We start from the raw sequence: 17751 nt of genomic DNA, 5'->3' as shown, positions 1-17751 counted from the left end.
CCCGATGCCGAGGCGGCGCAGCACGGCGGCGCCGTCGCCGCCGCCGAGCCGGTCGATCGCCGAGCGGACCGCATCGCGGGTGCGCTTGTCCGAGAGCGAGTCGAGCAGGGGCGCCGCCGCACCGGAGCGGCGGATCAGCGCCTGGGTGTCGGGCAGCATCATCGGGTCGTCCCAGCTGCCCTGGACGAAGAACGGCAGCTCGAAGGTCGGCGGTTGCTCGAGCATGGGCGCCAGCAGGCTCGCCGTCCCGGTGAGATCGAGCTCGCGGCTCGGCACCGAGGCCGTCCCGGCCACGGCGAGCCGCACATTGGTGCCCTGCAGGCGGACATCCTCGGCCTGGGCCGTGCCGTTGCTGACCTTGAGGACGACCGCGAGGCTGTCGAAGGGGGTGCGGCCGGAACGGAAGTCGGCGCCGCCGCCGAGCGGGCGACGCTCCAGCCGGCGCAGGAGCTGCTCGACATTGACCCCGACCAGCGCCCCGTTGGCGGCGGTGAGCGAGACGCGGCCGTTGAGGGTGCGGGTGACGCCGAAGACGCTCGACCCCGCCCCGTCGAGGCTGACCAGGACGTTGCCCTTCCCTTCCAGCCGGCGCACGCCGATCAGCTCGGACAGGCAGGTCTCGAGGTCGACATTGCGGAACGAGAGCTGGGAGCGGAACGCCGCCCCGTCGGCGGTCTTGTCGAGGGCGAGCGAGCCGGTGACGACGCCGTTGAAGGCGTGCGCCTCGCCGACCGTGACGACCAGGCGCCGGTTCTGCAGGGTCGCCGCCATCGCGGTGCGGCCGAAGCGCGTCTGCGGGGTGAGCACCCGGGCGGCGGAGACCCGAAGGTCGAGGTCGACGTCGTCGAACCAGTCGAGCGACAGCGGCTTGCGGTTCCAGGCGCGCTGATCGGCGGCCATCAGCCGCAGCGCCGCCGCGTAGGGGGTCAGGTCGAGCGTGTCGACGGCGAGCGTCCCCTGCAGGCTCCGGCGCTCGGCCAGCCCCCAGGTCAGCACGCCCTCGGCGGCGTTGCCGTCGAGCTCGATGTTGAGGCTGGACAGGGCGACCGTGCCGCTGACCACGTTGGTCTTGGCCTTCAGAGCGAACCGGCCGAGCCCGACGCCGTAGAACGGCCGGCCCGACACCCAGCCGAGCCCACCGCGCAGCGAGGGCGCGTCGGCGGCCAGCGTGCCGTCGATCTTGAGGCTCGGGCGCAGGCTCATGGCGCCCTCGAAGGCCGCCTTGAGCGGCAGCCCGCCGACCCGCAGCTTCAGGCCGGAGGTCTCGCCCACCAGCGCGGCCGGAAAGTCGGCGATCGCCAGCGCGAGGTCGAGCGGCTCGTCCCGCCAGGTCACCCGGCCGGTGGCCGCGAAGCTCTTGGCGATCGACGGCCAGGCGAGCGACAGCTCGACCCGCTCCAGCGCCTCGCTCAACCCGCGGCCGGCGTCGACCAGGACGACGGTGCCGTCGGTGATCCGGATCTCGGAGAAGGACAGGGAGCGCGGCTCGGCACGCGGGTCGGGCCGCATCGCCAAAGCGAGCGTGGCGACCAGCGGCGACCAGTTGGAGCGCCCGTCGGCGTCGAACCGCACCGTGATGTGCGGCCGCACCAGCGCGATGTCGGCGATCTCGATGCGGCCGAGCAGCAGCGGCAGCCAGCGCACATTGGCGACCAGCGCCTCGGCCACGAAGGGCGAGTCGTCCTCGGCATAGCCGGCGAGGGCGACGTCGCCGAGCGCGATGCGCGGCGACGGGAACATCGACAGGGTCGAGGTGCCCCGCACGGTCGGCTCCAACCCGGTGACGGCCCGCACCTCGCCCGTCACGGCGTCGCGGGCGGCATCGACCGAAACCAGATAGGACGCCAGCCCCAGCACCACGAGTCCGCCCACCACCACCGCGGAGACGGCGGCGGCAAGGCGCTTGAAGCCGGTGGGAACGCTCACGGCAGCACGGATCCGATGTTTTGCGGGTTGGGCCGGCCAATGACGGCGGAACGCCGCGACCCTGCGCGATCTCTGTGACCCTTTCGTGGCCGGCAGGACTCGCCCAAGACTCGGCACCGGCAGGGCTTTTTGGAAAACACACAAGCGAGAACGAGGTCCGAAACGACCGCGACGCCCATCGACGCCCCACCCGCGGTGAGGCCTCGTGTCCCGGGCGCGGCGCATGGCGCCGCGACCCGGGACCCGGGGCGATCGGGCGAGGCGCCTCACGCGACCACCCGGCGGGCCCCGGTCTGTCCGCTTTCCGTGGCGCCCCTGGGCCCCGGCTCTGCGGCACACCGGGCCTGCGGCCCGATGTGCCTTGTCCGGGGCACGCGGCCTCCGAGGGACGCAGCGTCCGAACGCGCGACGCGGAGCCGGGCGCTCGGCGCCGAAGCCCGCTCAGGCCGCCTTGGCCGAGCCGACCTTGAAGGTCGCCTCGGTGTTGGCCTTGACCTCGTCGAGCGACACGCCGTCGGCGAGCTCGATCAGGGTCATGCCGCCCGGGCCGTGCTTGTCGATGGTGAACACGGCGAGGTCCGTGATCACCATGTCGACCACGTTGGCGCCGGTGAGCGGCAGGTTGCAGCGGTGCAGCAGCTTCGGCCCGTCCTTGGCGACGTGCTCCATCACCACGACGACCTTCTTCACCCCGGCGACCAGGTCCATGGCGCCGCCCATGCCCTTCACCATCTTGCCCGGGATCATCCAGTTGGCGAGGTCGCCGTTCTCGGCGACCTGCATGGCGCCCAGGATCGACAGGTCGATATGGCCGCCGCGAATCATCGCGAAACTGTCGGCGGAGGAGAAGTAGCTGGTCGTCGGCAGCTCCGTGATGGTCTGCTTGCCGGCGTTGATCAGGTCGGCATCCTCCTCGCCGTCATACGGGAACGGGCCCATGCCGAGCATGCCGTTCTCGCTCTGCAGCACGACCTTGACGCCCTCCGGGATGTAGTTGGAGACGAGCGTCGGGATGCCGATGCCGAGATTGACGTAGAAGCCGTCCTTCAGCTCGCGGGCGGCGCGGGCCGCCATCTGGTCACGGGTCCAGGCCATCACACTTCCTCCCCGGCGCCGGCCGGCATCTCGGCCAGGCTGCGCTTGCGCGTGGTCCGCTGCTCGATGTGCTTCTCGGCGTGCACCTGCACCAGACGCTTGACGAAGATGCCGGGCGTGACGATGCGGTCGGGCTCGATGTCGCCCGGATCGACCAGGTGCTCGACCTCGGCGATCGTCACCTTGCCGGCCGTGGCCATCATCGGATTGAAGTTGCGGGCGGTCTTCCGGTAGACGAGGTTGCCCTCGGTGTCGCCCATCCAGGCGTGCACGAGCGAGACGTCGGCGACGAGGCCGGTCTCCATCACGTACTTCTCGCCGTTGAACTCGCGCACCTCCTTGCCGTCGGCGATCACGGTGCCGACGCCGGTCTTGGTGTAGAAGGCCGGGATGCCGGCGCCGCCGGCCCGGATGCGCTCGGCGAGCGTGCCCTGCGGGTTGAACTCGAGCTCCAGGTCCCCGGACAGGAACTGCTGCGCGAACAGCTTGTTCTCGCCCACATAGGACGAGATCATCTTGCGGATCTGGCGGGTCTCCAGCAGGATCCCGAGGCCGATCCCGTCGACGCCGGCATTGTTGGAGATCACGGTCAGGTTCTTGGCCCCCGAGTCGCGCACCGCCTTGATCAGGCTCTCGGGGATGCCGCACAGGCCGAAGCCGCCCGACATGATCGTCATCCCGTCCTTCAACAGCCCTGCCAGGGCCGCGGACGGGTCCGCATAGACCTTCTTCATGTTCCCACCCTCATGATCCCACCGCCGTTTGCTCGCCTTCGCGGGCCGGTTCGCCGGCCCGCGACATGGCCGTTCGGATGACGGATTTGCAAGTTCGTTCAGTCGTTCCGGTCGATCGCCGGCAGCGCGCCGAAGCCCCGACGATCGCCTCCCGGTCGTGTCTCGCTCCGGCCCGCGCGGGCTCCCGCCCGGCCGCCGGTCCGTTCCATGCTGCAGGTGCGGCACGATGCTACGCGAGCGGCGCGTCCGGGTCGAGATCGTCGGCGAGCCGGACCATGCGGATCACCGGGACGAGCCCGACCAGGACGATCAGCAGGGCGGCGAGCGCCCCCTCCTCGAAGCTGCCGCGGGTGGCGAACTGGTAGACATAGGTCGCCAGCGTCTCGGTGTTCAGCGGCCGCAGCAGCAGGGTCGCGGGCAGCTCCTTCAGACAGTCGACAAAGACCAGGAGCGCGGCGCCGACCAGCGCCGGGCGGGTGAGCGGCAGATGCACGGCGGCGACGACACGGCGCGGCCGCGCGCCCACCGAGGCGGCGGCGTCGTCGAGGTCGACCGGGAGGCGGGTCAGCGCCGCCTGGGCGAAGCCGGTGGCGATGGCGAGAAACCGGATCGTGTAGGCGATGACGACGGCGGCGGCCGAGCCGGCGAGCAGCAGGCCGGCGCCGTGCCCGGTGACGGCCCGCACCACGCCGCCGATCGCCTCGTCGACCGCGACCAGCGGGCCGAGCAGCCCGAGCGCCAGCACCGTGCCGGGCACCGCGTAGCCGAGACCCGCGGCGCCGAGCAGGGCTCCGGCGCGGCGGCGCCGGATCAGCCGGGCCGCGAAGGCGCCGCCGAAGCCGAGCCCCAGCACGAGCACCGTGGCGGCACCGGCCAGCATCACGGTCGAGCCGATGTGGCGGACCAGATCGGGGTCGAACCCGACGAGAAGGCCGCGGGTCAAGACCTCGCGCAGCAGGAAGCCGAACGGCACGGCGAAGCCGAGCCCGACCGGCACCAGGCAGGCGAGCAGCGCGAGGATGCCCGCGGCGCCGGTCAGCGGCACGCGCCGGCAGGTGCGCGCGTCGGCGCTGCTCGCGGCGACCACACGGTGGCGGCGGGCGTGGCGCTCCAGGGCGATCAGGGCGGCGACCGCGATCAGCATCACGACGGCGATCTGGGCGGCGCCGGCGAGGCTGCCGCGGTTGAGCCAGGTGGTGAACACGGCGAGCGTCAGGGTCCGCACGCCGAGATACTCGGTAGCGCCGATGTCGTTGAGGGATTCCATCAGCACCAGCGCGAGGCCGGCGGCGAGCGCCGGGCGCGCCATCGGCAGCGTGATGGTGCGGGCGATCCGCCAGGGGCTCGCCCCGAACAGCCGCGCCGCCTCGATCAGCACGGCGCTGCGCCCCTGGAAGCTCGCCCGCATGGCGAGATGCACATAGGGGTAGAGCACGAGGCTCATGATCACGACGGCGCCGCCGAGGGAGCGCGGCTCCGGCAGCAGCGAGCCGGCCGGCACCGCGATGCCGAGGAGCCAGCGCAGCGCCCCCTGCACGGGGCCGAGCGTGTCGAGCGTGTCGGCGTACACGTAGGCGACGATGTAGGTCGGGAAGGCGAGCGGCAGCGGCAGCAGCCAGGTCATCAGCGAACGACCCGGGAAGTCGTGCACGGCGACCAGCCAGGCGGTGCCGACGCCGATCAGCGACGTGAGGACCGCGATGCCGGCGAGCAAAAGCGCGGTCGTCACGATCGCGTCGGGCAGCACATAGGCGGCGAGATGCGGCCACAGCTCGGGATCGCCGCGCAGCGCGATGGCGAGAAGGCTGGCGAGCGGCGTCGCGACGAGCGCCGCGAGGGCGGCGAGCAAGGCCCAGGCGAGCGGGTGGCGGGGAAGACGAAGAAGGCGACGCGGAACGATCGAGCCGTGCGCCCACGCCGTCCGCGGGACGTGATCGGGAGCATCCGCCCCGATCTCTCCCCCATCATGCTCGGCCTCGTGCAATGCCGCGCCGTCGCGGCCCGGCATCGCGCGAAAACGTGGATGGCCGGGACGAGCCCGGCCATGACGACGTGAGAGAAGCGTGGCCGCCCGCGTGCTCAGTTGTCGAAGCCCACCTTGTCGACGAGGGTCGCGGCCTTCTTCTTGTTGTCCGCGATGGTGGCGATCGGCAGCGGGTCGGCGGCGAGCTCGCCATAGGCGGCGATCACCGCATGCGGCTTCACGCCGGACCGGATCGGATACTCGAAGTTCATGTCGGCGTAGATCTTCTGCGCCTGCTCGCCGACCAGCCACTCGATCAGCTTCAGGCCGTTCGCCTTGTTGGGGGCGTTCTTGGCGAGGATCACGCCGGACACGTTCATGTGGGTGCCGTGCCCCTGGAAGGTCGGCAGGATAACCTTGGTGGCCTCGGCCCAGGCCTTCTTGTCGGGCTCGCGCTCGCTCATCAGCGCCCAGTAGTAGGTGTTGCCGACGCCGATGTCGCACTTGCCGGCGGCGATGTCGCGCGCCACCTCGCGGTCGCCGCCCGACGGCTTCTGGGCGAGGTTCGCCTTGAGGCCCTTCAGCCACTCCTCGGCCTTGGCCTCGCCGTAGTGGGCGACGGCGGCGGCGAACAGCGCGTTGTTGTAGATGTTCTGGCCGGAGCGGATGCAGACGCGACCCTTCCACTTGGGATCGGCCAGCTCCTCGTAGGTGATCTCGTTCTGGGCGACGCGCGCCTTCGAGGCGTAGACGACGCGGGCGCGCGCCGAGGCGGCGTACCAGAGGCCGTTCGGATCGCGGTACTGGGCCGGCACCACCTTGTCGAGCACGTCGGACTTGATCGGCTGGGCGACGCCGAGGTCGATCGCCTCCTTGAGGCGGCCGATGTCGACGGTGAGCAGCACGTCGGCCGGGCTGTTGGCGCCCTCGGTGGCGATGCGCTGCTCGAGCCCACTGCTCGCCGAGATGGTGTTGACCTTGATGCCGGTGTCCTTGGTGAAGGCCTCGAACAGCGGCGCGACCAGCTTCGCCTCGCGATACGTGTAGACGTTCACCTCGCCGGACTGGGCGAGCGCCGCCGGCGGCACGGCGACGAGCGTCGCGGCGACGACGATGGCGGACGAGATGCGGGCGGACGACGAAGAGCGCGGGCGCGTCGGCATGGCAGGCTCCTGACGGGGGACTGTGAGGCACGTGTCGGCGAACACCTGCCGCCGAGCTAGAGGTGCGGGGCCGCGCGCGTCAAGGAATTCTCCCGATCCGTCATGGACTTGGAACGATTCCGAGATTGGAACCTTTCGAATCTGAAACGGAATTCCGTCGCTTCGCCACGGGGCGGCGGCGCGCTCCCGCGACGCCACGCCCCGCCCCGCACGGCGCTGCGACGCCAGGCCGCGGATTACCCCGCGGCTAGACGAAGCCTGTCCGAGCGCGCCGCTCTCAGCGCAGCAGCGTGTCCATGCCGGACGGCGCGACCCGCGCCGCGCGCGACGGCGGTGCCGTGCCGGCGATCTCGGCGATCAGCTTGCCGATCAGCGCCTGGCCGAAGGAGTCGAAGTTCTGCGCCGTCATCACGAAGGCGCCGGGCCCGCCGATCACGTTGTTGCGGAAGTAGGCGTCGAGCCCGCCCGCCGGGTTGGTGTGCTCGGCGTTCCACGACAGCGGCTGCTCGGTGAGGATGACGAGACCGTTGATCTGGATGCCCTTGGCGACCGCCTCGTCGCGCGCCGCCGTCACGTCGCGGCCGGAATTGTTGGTCCCGTCGCCCGACACGTCGATGGTCCTTCGCCGCGCCTGGAACGGCGCCCGCTCGAGCTGCGCCACCGAAAAGTCGATGCCGCCCGAGATCGAGGTGCGGTCGGCGAAGGCGCGCGGGCTCTCGAGGAGCTGGGTGGCGAACTTGCCGGCGCTGTCGGCGTCGCGGATCACGGTCCAGTCGATGACGACCTTCTGGTTGCCGGCGCCCGACCATTCGATATAGGCGACCGCGATGCGGCCGAGCGTGCCGCCCGTGATCGCCGCGACCACCTTCGGGTCGGTGAGGGCGGCCGCGTAGCCGTCGCGCTGGAGCTGGAATTTTTGGCCGTCGACGCTGCGCGACACGTCGGCGGCGAGCGCCAGCAGCAGGTCGACCTCCTCGGCGGCGCGCGCCGGCGTCGTCCCCGACAGCGCCGCGGCGAGCATCGCCACGGCGAGCACCAGGGCTCCGACCGCGGCTCGCGCCGCGCGCCGCGCGCCGCCGACCACCGGGATGCCGACCACCGGGATGCGCATCGCCGCCTCCGATCGCCCCCGCCCCGATCGGTCCGGCCGCATCGCGACGGACGGCCCGCGGCGGCCGACGCCGCGCGGGGGTGTCGCGGAGCGGACGCAGCCGGCCCTGACGGCACCGGCACCTCGGAGCATAACGCAAACAGGGCGGGAGGGATCCCGGCGTCCGTCATTCCGGGGCGCGGACCGTCGGGTCCGCGAACCCGGAATCCATACGCCCGGTGCCGGTGGCTCACGGCAGGCAGGGGATATGGGTCCCGGGCTCGCGCCATCGGCGCGCCCCGGGACGACGAAGGCTGTCGTCTGAGGCAGACCCGTGCTCCGCCTACTCGGCGGGAATCTTGGGCCGCGGGAACGTCACCTCGACGAGGGTGCCGTCGTTGACCCGGCTGGTGATCGCGAAGGTGCCGCGGTTCGCCTCGGCGAGCGCCTTGGTGAGCGGCAGACCGAGGCCGTTGCCGGCCGGCGGCGCCGTGTCGGCGCGGGTGTCGGCCTGCAGCGCGGTCTGCAGATCCTTCTGGCTCATGCCGTGGCCGGTGTCGCGCACCCGCAGCACCACCTGGCCGCGGTCGTTCTGGCCGGTCGAGACGATCACCTGGCCGCCGGGGCCGCCGAGCCGGATGGCGTTGCCGATCAGATTGAGGATGATCTGGTGGAGCGAGCGGGTGTCGGCGACGATCGGCGGCACCCGCGGGGCGAGCGACGAGCGGATGATGATGCGCTCGCGGTTCGCCTGCGGCTGCATGCTCTTCACGGCCGCCTGGACGATCTCGTTGAGGTCGACCGACACGAAGGTGAGCTCGAGCGTGCCGCTCTCGGCCTGCGACAGGCTGAGCGTGTCGTCGATCAGCCCGGCCATCTGCTGGGCGGCAGCGCGCATGTCGCGCAGATAGCCGCGATAGCGCTCGTTGCCGACCGGGCCGTAGCGCTCCTCCAGCATCAGGTCGGCGAAGCCCATCACGGCGGTCAGCGGGGTGCGCAGGCCGTGCCCGAGCTTGGCGACGAAGCCGGCCGAGTCGCCGATGCCCGCCCCATTCGGCGCCTGTCCGGTCGCGGACCGGCGCTCGCCGGCCGGCACTCCGGCGGGCGCGAAGGCGACCGTCGCGGTCCCTGCCGAGCCGCCGGCCCGGTGCGCCGTGAGATCGCGGAAGACGACGCACAGCCGGTCGCTGCCGTCGCTCATCGGACCCATGGTCATGGCGAGCGGGACGGCGCCGCCGCCGCGCACCACGCCCGTCACCTCGCGGCCGGCGTCGAGGGCGACGCGGCCGCTCCGCCGCACCCGGGCGAGGGTGTCGCGGACGACCTCGCGGCTCGGACCGGCGAACAAGTCCACGAACGGCGTCTCGGCGAGGCCGCCGACCTCGGCGCCGAACAGCACCTCGGCGCTGTGGCTCGCCGACACGATGGTGCCGTCGCGGGTCAGCACCACGACGCCGTCGAAGGCGGTGTCGAGGAGCGCGTGCAGCTCGCGGATGGTCGCCTCGGCGCGCTTGAGCGCGACGTCGCCGGCGCGGGTGCGCTCCTCGCCGGCCGCCGCCAGCACCAGCGCGAAGGCGCTCTCGCCGTTCCAGCCGATCGCGAACAGCCGCGCCGCCACCGGCTTGCGGTCGCCGCGCCGGGTCAGGATGGCCAGCGCCTGCCCTTGCGGGCCGGGCGAGGTGGCGAGATCGGCGTCGCCGGCGACGAACAGGCTGTCCAGCCCGCCGGCGGCGGCGAGCGCGTCGAGGTCCGGATAGCCGGTCGTCGCGAGGAAGCTGCGATTGGCGAACAAGAGCTCGTCGTAGCGATAGACCAGGACCCCCACCGGCATGCGGTCGATGAGTCCCGCCGCATCGCCGAGACCGGCCGCCGCCGTGCCGATCGCCGTCTCCGCGGCCCGCTTGGCCGTGCCGAAGGAGACCTGCGGCCGATCGCCGACATCGCCGCCGTCCGCCACCGGCGCGTCGGGCCGGCCACCCAGGCGAGCCTGGAGCTGGCGGGCGATCTCGTGGAAGGCGTTGTGCTCGCCGGCCGTGAGCGCGGCGGCCGCGGGCCGCGCCTCCGGCGGCACCGGGAAGCGGACGACGTTCTCGGGCCCATCCGGGTTCGGACGATCGGCGCCGGCGGGCGTCGCGGGCGCCGGCGTCGCGGCCGTGGTCGCCGCCTCGCCGATCGCGAACACGGGGGCGCGGCGCAGCCGGCCGAAATCGGCGAGCCGGCCGAGGTCGCGGCAGACCCCGAAGCCACGATAGCCGAGGAACGTGCGGGCGCGGTCGTAGACCGGCAGGCCGGACAGCTCGACGTCGAGGCGCTCCTCGCTGCCGTCGACCGGGAAGGAGACGACGATGCCGCTCCAGGTGTCGCGGGTCTCGACGGCGCGCAGCACCCGCCCCTCCGGATCGAGCCCGAGCGCGGCGGCGATCTCGCGCCACGGCCGGCCGAGCGCCAGCGCGACGCGGGGCCCGATCACCTCGGCGAACTCGTCGGAGCCGAGCGTGAAGCGCCCCTCGGCGTCCATCTGCCAGACGAAGCGCAGCGGGTGGCGCCGCTCGGTCGCCGGCATGTCGATGCGCAAGGGCGGCGTCTCGGTGCCGGTCCCGCCGGTCGCGGCGTGAATCGCGCCGCGAGCGTCCGGGTCTCTGGCAGCGTCCGCGTCGATGTCGTCGCGCCACTCCGCCTCGTCGTCGCGGGGCGCGGCCGGCGCGGAGTCCTGCGCGTCGCGATCGTCCGAGACGGCGATGGGTGACGCCGAGGCCGGTTCCGAAGCGTCCGCCGCAGCCGGCCCCTCGGCCGCCACCGTCACGACCGCCTCGGCCTGGGGGGCCTCCTCTCGGACCGGTTCCGCTTCGAAAAGCTCCGCATCCAAGGATTCGGCCGCGGCATCGCCGACGGCCGGAGCCTCGGGCGGCGCAGCGTCGGCCTCCACGGCCGGGGTGTCCGGTGCCGCGGCCGCCGCTTCGGACGCATCCGCGGCAGAGGAAGCATCCGCGGCAGAGACGCTCGGCTGCTCCGCCACCGGCTCCGGATCGCGCAGCTCCGGATCGGGCGACCCGGCCGTCGCGGACCGGCCGGCGGCCGCGGGCATCTCTGCGGGACATTGGGCGGGCGGCGCGATGGCGGGCGCGACAGGTACGGGTGGCAGCCGGACCAGCAGCGCCGTCTCGGCGCCCTCGCCGACCCGCACGATCTCGACCGGGCCGGAGGGTCCGTCACCCGTGGCGCTGCCCTCGGCGAGTGCGCGGCCGACCAGCGGCTCGACGCCGAGCGCCGCGAGTGTCGCGCCGCCGGCGGGCGCCTGCGCGCCGGCCGGATTGGTCGCGATCCGGGTGCCGTCGGACGCATAGGCGGCGATCGGGAGGTCGTAGGCGGCGCACAGCCGGCGCACCCGTTCGGCGAAGCTCAGGCGCGGGCCGGCCGGCTCCTGCGCGACCACCAGCACGGCGCCGCGGCCGTCCACCGTCACGCGGGTGCAGGCGCACAAGAGCGCCCGCCCGAGCGGCGCGCCGAAGCCGCGCAGCCGATGCAGGATCGTGGTGCCGGACGGATAGAGGGTGGCGGCGAGCCGGGCGACCTGGGCGATCGCCGGATCGGCCGGATCGAAGCGCCGATCGGCGAGCGCGGCGAACGAGCCGGCGCCCAGCACGGCCGCCCCGGCCGCATTGGCGAAGAGCAGCCGGGTGGCGTCGGTCGACCACAGCCAGACCGGGTCCGCCGCCACGGCATGGACCGTGAGCCGGTGTCTTAGGAGTGCCGAAAGGTCGGCCGACCGATCTCCCATCCGCTGCGCCCACATTCCGCGACCGGGGTCGCTCCCCGGGTGCCGCGCCACACGCCTCGCCGAGGCGCCGCGCCCCATCGTAAACAAACCCTTAATAAATGGCGCTTTCACGGGCGTCCACGGTGGACCGGGCGCATCCCCCGGCGACTGTTCGCTAACGTTAACAGGTACTCCTCTGGGTTACTCCGGATCCCGACACCACCAGGACGAGAATATCCCGTACGGGTTGTTTTCGATTTGCCATTCTCATGTTGCAGTGCAATAATGACCATGTTGCAGGCGGCCAGATCGAGTCCGCCGCCGTAGGAGAGGAAGATGATGAAAGGCACCACCCCGTCCTTCGAGATCCCGTCCGAGATGCGGGCCGTCGCGGAGCGCAGCGTCGAGCAGGCGAAGCTCGCCTTCAACAACTACATGCAGGCCGCCCAGGAGGCCGTCTCGGCGTTCGAGGATCGCGTGAAGGCGAGCCAGGTGGGCGCCCAGGGGATCAGCAAGAAGGCGATGAACTTCGCGGAACGCAACGTGATCTCGGCCTTCGACTTCGCCCAGCGGGTGGTCCAGGCGAAGGACATCCAGGAGGTCGTGAAGATGCAGGCCGAGTTCGTCCAGACCCAGATGCAGGTGCTCAGCGAGCAGCTCAAGGACCTCGGCGAGACCGCCACGCGGACCGCCATGGACAGCGTCAAGGTGCCGGGTCGCGGCAACGGCGCCTGAGCAGCGGCGCCCCTGGTGCAGCGCGGAATGGTTTCGTTCCATGGAATATTGCACTGCACCATGATGGGCAGGAGCCCACAATCAAGACGAGCATCGATCGCGGGACGGAGCGCCGGCGGACCGGAATCGTCCGCTCGGCGCCGAACCGGTCGGGGGCATCGGCCGGCCCCGGCCCGTCCAGGGCACGCACCGTCCCGTGACGCTTCCGGCGGGCGTTGGCCGCAAGCAGCGCACCCCGATGGGCGGCCCGCCAGCGGTCGCCCACGAGTCCCCTGCCACGGCGGCCCCGGGATGGGGCCCCGGCGGGCGTCCCGCGCCTGGTGACCCGCACCGCTCGATCGGGCCGCGCCTTTGCGCACCCGCTTCGCCGAGTCGCCACCCCGACATGCCGCCACGAGGTCGACCCATGACTTTGGTCCACGACTCGGAGCCGTGACGGCACATGGCATGCCGGCGGAATTCACATTCGCGTTCCAGCATGCGACACGATGCCGTCTCGGCGTGAGCGACAAGCGCCTCCGTCTCAGCATTTCCCCTGTTCGCGGAAGCCCGTAGCCGCACTGCAAAAATCGCGTTTCATGACAGAACCACGCTCGGAACGGATTGCGCCGCGGCGTTCCCGCGTTATTAACTCGCGCCGAGACCGGGATCGGGATCCGCGCCGCCGCGCCGTCGCATTGCGCGACGTGACACGCCGCGGCTCGCTCGTGACGGCTCGTGACGGCCCTGAGAAACGCGGGAGCGCCTCGTGACGACCAAGAAGCCTCTGAAGATCGTCGAAACTGTCCTGCGCGACGGACACCAGTCGCTCGCCGCGACCCGCATGCGCACGTCGGACATGATTCCGATGCTCGAGCAGCTCGACGAGATCGGCTACTTCGCGCTCGAGGCCTGGGGCGGCGCCACCTTCGACGCCTGCCTGCGCTTCCTCGACGAGGATCCGTGGGAGCGCCTGCGCACGCTCAAGAAGTACATCAAGAAGACGCCGATCTCGATGCTGCTGCGCGGCCAGAACGTGCTCGGCTACAACCACTACGCCGACGACGTGGTCGAGACCTTCGTGCAGCGGATGGTCGACAACGGCATCGGCCTGGTGCGCATCTTCGACGCGCTCAACGACACCCGCAACCTGGAAGTCTCGATGCGGGCCGCCAAGAAGGCCGGCGCGCACGTGCAGGGCGCCATCGTCTACACGATCAGCCCGTATCACACGACCGAGAACTTCCTGAAGGTCGCGAAGGATCTGGTCGATCTCGGCACCGACTCGATCTGCCTGAAGGACATGGCCGGGCTGCTCGCGCCCTACACGGCCTACGACCTCGTGAAGACCATCAAGGAGAAGCTCGGCGTCCCGGTCGACGTGCACTGCCACTACACCAGCGGCATGGCGTCGATGACCTATCTGAAGGCCATGGAGGCCGGCGCCGACGTGGTCGACTGCGCGCTGTCGCCGTTCGCGCTCGGCACCTCGCAGCCCGCCACCGAAGCGCTGGTCGCGGCCCTCGAAGGCCACGAGCGCGACACCGGCATCGACAAGGAGAAGCTCTATCCGATCGCCGACCACTTCCGGAAGGTGAAGAAGGATCTGGCCGACACCTTCAAGCTCAACACCGCGATCGACATCGACACCAAGGTGCTGACCTTCCAGATCCCGGGTGGCATGCTGTCGAACTTCCTCAACCAGCTCAAGCAGCAGGGCAAGGCCGACAAGTATCCGGAGCTGATCGAGGAGCTGCCGCGGGTGCGCGCCGAGATCGGCTATCCGCCGCTCGTTACGCCGACCAGCCAGATCGTCGGCTCGATGGCCGCCTTCAACGTCATCCTCGGCCGCTACAAGGTGGTGCCGCAGGAGATCAAGGATCTGGCGCGCGGCGCCTATGGCCGCACCCCGGCGCCGATCCAGGACGTGATGAAGGAGGTGATCGCGGGGCAGAAGATGATCGAGCATCGCCCGGCCGACGACATCGCGCCTCAGATGGAGCTCCTGAAGCGCAAGCTCGCCGAGAAGGGCTATCCGGACGCGACGCTGGAGGACGTGCTGTCCTTCGCGCTGTTCCCCGAGGTGGCGCTGAAGTTCTTCGCCGCCAACCGCGGCCCCGAGCTCGCGGCGGAGTGAGGCGAGCCGGCGCCGCCGGCCCCGGCCCCAGCCCCGGCCGGGGGGCTCTTTTGCATTGGCGACCTGGAGGTCTCGTGCATCGGCGTCAGGACGCCTCGCCGAGCGCGCGACGAGGAGGGTGAGCCCGGCGAGATCGACCTCGGCGAGCGCGGCGGCGATCCGACGAGCCGCCGATGGCGAGAGCTCGCGGGTCCCGTTTCACATTGCGAAATGCCGTAGCAAAGTTGGGCGTCGTGGTGGACCTGTCGACCGAATTGCTCCAGGGTCCTGCGCTGCATCTCACGTGACAAGCGCCGGGACGGATACGCGTGGCCATCACCTACGAGCTGATGAAGACGGTCACGGAGCAGCTCTACGGATGGTCGCTGCGCAAGGTGCCGGACGACACCAAGGACGCGCTGCGTCAGGCGTGCGAGACGGAGCGGAACGAGTCGGCCAGAAAGGTGCTCCGTTTCATGCTCGGTGCCGCCGAGGCGGCCGAGCGCAGCGAAAAGTACCTCTGCACCGACGCCGGCGTGCCGACCTACGACGTCAAGATCGGCACGGCGGCCCGCTTCGACGGTGACATCAAGCAGGCGATCGTCGATGGCTTCGCCCATCTGTGCGAGACCGCCGACCCGCCCATCCTGAAATTCGTCACCAATCCGCTCACCAACCAGCGCAGCTACGCCGGCAAGGACATGCCGCTCGTGTCCTACGACCTCGTCAGCGGCGCCGACTACATCGAGATCACCTGCTCGCCCAAGGCGCTGGGCACCGGGCGCTGGGCCTCTATCGAGACCTTCGTGTCGCCGACCCTCGATCAGATCGAGGAATACGTCATGAGCTGCGTGCTGAAGGCCGGCTCTCAGCACTGCCCGCCGGTCGTCGTCGGCGTCGGCATCGGCGGCACCTTCGACATCGCCGCCAAGCTCGCCGCCAAGGCGACGTTGCGTCCGTTCGGCCAGATCAATCCGGAGCCGATCCTCGCCGACATGGAGAAGCGCCTGCTCGCGGCCGTCAACGAGACGGGCTTCGGGCCGATGGGAACCGGCGGCGACACCACGGCGCTCGCCGTCCATATCGACTACGCCTCGGGGCACGGCTACACGCCGGTCGCCGTCTGCTTCAATTGCTGGATCAACCGCCGCACCCGCGCCCGCATCTACAATTCGGGCGACGTGGTGCGCTACGAATGACGCAACGCGTGACGCCCATGGCCGCTTCTCTCGACCTGCCGCGCCTCAAGCTGCCGCTGTCGCGCGCCGAGGCCCGCGCGCTCGCCCTCGGCGATGTCGTCCTGCTCGACGGCGAGGCGATCGTGACCATCGGCATGCCGACTCACCAGCGCATGATGACGCACATCGCCGAAGGCAAGCCCCTGCCGTTCGATCTCACCGGACAGGCCTTCTTCCACCTGTCGATCTGCAGTCGCGAGACCGAGGACGCCGTCGAGCCGCTCTACGTCAATCCGACCACGTCGTCGCGTTTCAACGCCTACTTGCCCACGCTGATCCGGACCTACGGGCTCTGCGCCACCAGCGGCAAGGGCGGGCTCGACATGGCGTGCGCCAAGGCGATGCAGGAGGTCGGCTGCGTCTACTTCTCGATGATCGGCGGCGCGTCGGCGCTCCTGAGCGAGGGCGTCGCCGAGGTGATCGAGACGGCGTGGGACGACCTGATCATGCAGTTTCGCCTGACCCGCGTGCGGCTCGACGGCTTCGGCCCGCTGACGGTCGCGATCGATGCGCACGGCAACAGCCTCTACGCCGACCTGTCGCAGACCGCGAAGGAACGCCTGCCGGGCATCCTCGATCGGCTCAAGGCGGGACGGGCGCGCGCTTAGGCGAGGCGCCTCGGCTCGCGGCTCGCGAGCAAGATCAACGGCACGGCCTCGGGCGAAAGCACCGCCCTCATGGCCGTTTCCCAATGGCCACCGACGACCGATCGCCGCGCACGGCTTGCGCGCGGCGGCGCGGCGCCTGGTTCGAGGACCATCCCGGGTCGGCGGGACCGTCCCCGGTCCGCCGGGACCGTCGCCCCGGCGGGGCGACGGTCGATCGGGGTCAGACGGGATCGAAGCCGTACAGCGTCTGCGGATTCTCGACCAGCAGCTTGCGCTGCAGTACCGGGTCCGGCGCGTAACGCGGAACGAGATCGACGAGATCACCGTCGTTGGGCATGAACTTCACGTTCGGGTGCGGCCAGTCGGTGCCCCACAGCACCCGGTCGGGCGCCGCCTCGACCAGCTTGCGGGCGAACGGGACCACGTCGTCGAACGGTGCGCCCGCGGCCGCGACCCGCTCCGGGCAGGTGACCTTCATCCAGCACTTTTCGTCCGACCGGAGGAGTTCGACCAGGGCCTTGAAGCCGGGCTGCTCGATGCCGGCCGCGGCCTTGACGTCGCCCATGTGGTCGATGACGTAGCGCAGCGGCAACTTGCGCAGCATCGGCAGCAAGGTTTCGACCTTGTCGGGCTCGATATAGAGGTCGACGTGCCATCCGAGCCCTTTGATCTGGTCGACGACGCGATCGAACACGCGCGTGTCGGGGGCGTTGCGCAGCCGGCTGACGAAGGTGAATCGGCAGCCCTTGAAGCCGGCCTTGTCCAGTGCCTCGATCTGCTTGTCGGTCAGCGAGTCGTCGATGGCGGCGACACCGCGATAGGTCTTCGGATCGGTGGCGATGGCGTCGGCCACGATGGTGTTGTCGGTGCCATGGACGGTGGCATTGACCAAGACGGCGCGCTGCACGCCGAGCGTCCGCTGCAGCGCCTGGTAGGTCGTCAGCAGCGCCTCGGGCGGCGTGTAGGAGCGAGCGTCCGCATACGGATACTTCGAGATCGGCCCGAAGATGTGCATGTGCGTGTCGACCGTGCCGGCCGGCAATCGGAACGCCGGCGTCCGCGGGTGCGGATCGGGACCCCGCACCGCGGGGGCCCTGGCGGTGGCGACCGGGCCCTCGGCGGCGCGGCCGGAGGACAGCGAGTGCGAGGACATGGCGACCGTCCAGCTCGCGAACGACGCAAGGGTGGTTCGACGCGTGATCATGACACTCTCCGCGACCTGATGAAGGATGGGTTCCGGGACGTCTCGGCTGTTGCGTCGCCGACGGCCGCCGCGGGGCTGCGGTCATCGGCGGATCTCGGCGGGAGTCTTCCGTGGTCACGGCGATCGCCACCGCGACGACGACC

General features: G+C 71.0%; 12 protein-coding genes. 4 read left to right on the top strand and 8 right to left on the bottom strand.

The window, feature by feature from the left end; genetic code table 11:
* From CCR97_RS12705 to CCR97_RS32295, 7 genes are all read right to left on the bottom strand, one after another.
* On the bottom strand, positions 1-1926 hold a 1926-nt coding region (locus CCR97_RS12705; protein ID WP_201159533.1), incomplete at its 3' end, for an AsmA family protein.
* Between the two features lie 441 nt (positions 1927-2367).
* A complete protein-coding gene (locus CCR97_RS12700; protein ID WP_111360637.1) occupies positions 2368-3021 on the bottom strand; it encodes a CoA transferase subunit B in 654 nt (217 codons plus the stop codon).
* Positions 3021-3755: a CoA transferase subunit A gene (locus CCR97_RS12695; RefSeq protein WP_111360636.1), complete on the bottom strand. Its 735-nt coding sequence runs from the start codon at positions 3753-3755 to the stop codon at positions 3021-3023. Before CCR97_RS12695 ends, CCR97_RS12700 begins: the two co-directional genes overlap by 1 nt.
* A 229-nt stretch (positions 3756-3984) precedes the next feature.
* Positions 3985-5763, bottom strand: coding sequence for an ABC transporter permease (locus CCR97_RS12690; RefSeq protein ID WP_111359891.1), 1779 nt, complete (start codon positions 5761-5763; stop codon positions 3985-3987).
* Positions 5764-5834: 71 nt separating this feature from the next.
* Positions 5835-6881, bottom strand: a complete 1047-nt coding sequence (locus CCR97_RS12685; protein WP_111359892.1) for an extracellular solute-binding protein — start codon at positions 6879-6881, stop codon at positions 5835-5837.
* Positions 6882-7158: 277 nt separating this feature from the next.
* Positions 7159-7992 carry a DUF1194 domain-containing protein gene (locus CCR97_RS12680; protein ID WP_244670412.1) on the bottom strand — a complete coding sequence of 278 codons (834 nt, stop codon included), beginning with the start codon at positions 7990-7992 and terminating at the stop codon, positions 7159-7161.
* A gap of 322 nt (positions 7993-8314) precedes the next feature.
* Complete coding sequence (locus tag CCR97_RS32295) at positions 8315-11689, bottom strand: PAS domain-containing sensor histidine kinase (RefSeq protein ID WP_170145944.1); 3375 nt, start codon at positions 11687-11689, stop codon at positions 8315-8317.
* Between the two features lie 375 nt (positions 11690-12064).
* On the opposite strand from CCR97_RS32295, the gene CCR97_RS12670 reads away from it, so the two are divergent.
* The 4 genes from CCR97_RS12670 (at position 12065) to CCR97_RS12655 (ending at position 16404) form a co-directional block, all read left to right on the top strand.
* Positions 12065-12463 carry a phasin family protein gene (locus CCR97_RS12670; protein WP_111358587.1) on the top strand — a complete coding sequence of 133 codons (399 nt, stop codon included), beginning with the start codon at positions 12065-12067 and terminating at the stop codon, positions 12461-12463.
* A gap of 748 nt (positions 12464-13211) precedes the next feature.
* Positions 13212-14579, top strand: a complete 1368-nt coding sequence (locus tag CCR97_RS12665) for a pyruvate carboxylase subunit B (RefSeq protein WP_111358588.1) — start codon at positions 13212-13214, stop codon at positions 14577-14579.
* A 308-nt stretch (positions 14580-14887) separates the two neighbouring features.
* The gene (locus CCR97_RS12660) at positions 14888-15757 is read left to right on the top strand and encodes a fumarate hydratase (protein WP_201159532.1); all 870 of its coding nucleotides are present in this window, start codon (positions 14888-14890) and stop codon (positions 15755-15757) included.
* Positions 15758-15774: 17 nt separating this feature from the next.
* Positions 15775-16404, top strand: a complete 630-nt coding sequence (locus tag CCR97_RS12655; protein ID WP_111358589.1) for a fumarate hydratase C-terminal domain-containing protein — start codon at positions 15775-15777, stop codon at positions 16402-16404.
* A 220-nt stretch (positions 16405-16624) separates the two neighbouring features.
* Here the strand turns inward: CCR97_RS12655 and CCR97_RS12650 are convergent, their stop codons facing one another.
* Positions 16625-17608, bottom strand: coding sequence for an amidohydrolase family protein (locus tag CCR97_RS12650; protein ID WP_244670411.1), 984 nt, complete (start codon positions 17606-17608; stop codon positions 16625-16627).
* Between the last annotated feature and the right edge of the window lie 143 nt (positions 17609-17751).

The sequence above is a fragment of the Rhodoplanes elegans genome (genome assembly GCF_016653355.1).
Taxonomy (GTDB): Bacteria; Pseudomonadota; Alphaproteobacteria; order Rhizobiales; family Xanthobacteraceae; genus Rhodoplanes; species Rhodoplanes elegans.
This window is presented reverse-complemented; position numbering and strand designations above follow the sequence as displayed.

Coding starts and splice junctions, on each gene's coding strand:
- CCR97_RS12700 (WP_111360637.1), bottom strand. CDS start 3,021: ATGGCCTGGACCCGTGACCAGATGGCGGCCCGCGCCGCCCGCGAGCTG.
- CCR97_RS12695 (WP_111360636.1), bottom strand. CDS start 3,755: ATGAAGAAGGTCTATGCGGACCCGTCCGCGGCCCTGGCAGGGCTGTTG.
- CCR97_RS12690 (WP_111359891.1), bottom strand. CDS start 5,763: ATGCCGGGCCGCGACGGCGCGGCATTGCACGAGGCCGAGCATGATGGG.
- CCR97_RS12685 (WP_111359892.1), bottom strand. CDS start 6,881: ATGCCGACGCGCCCGCGCTCTTCGTCGTCCGCCCGCATCTCGTCCGCC.
- CCR97_RS12680 (WP_244670412.1), bottom strand. CDS start 7,992: ATGCGCATCCCGGTGGTCGGCATCCCGGTGGTCGGCGGCGCGCGGCGC.
- CCR97_RS12670 (WP_111358587.1), top strand. CDS start 12,065: ATGATGAAAGGCACCACCCCGTCCTTCGAGATCCCGTCCGAGATGCGG.
- CCR97_RS12655 (WP_111358589.1), top strand. CDS start 15,775: ATGGCCGCTTCTCTCGACCTGCCGCGCCTCAAGCTGCCGCTGTCGCGC.
- CCR97_RS12650 (WP_244670411.1), bottom strand. CDS start 17,608: ATGATCACGCGTCGAACCACCCTTGCGTCGTTCGCGAGCTGGACGGTC.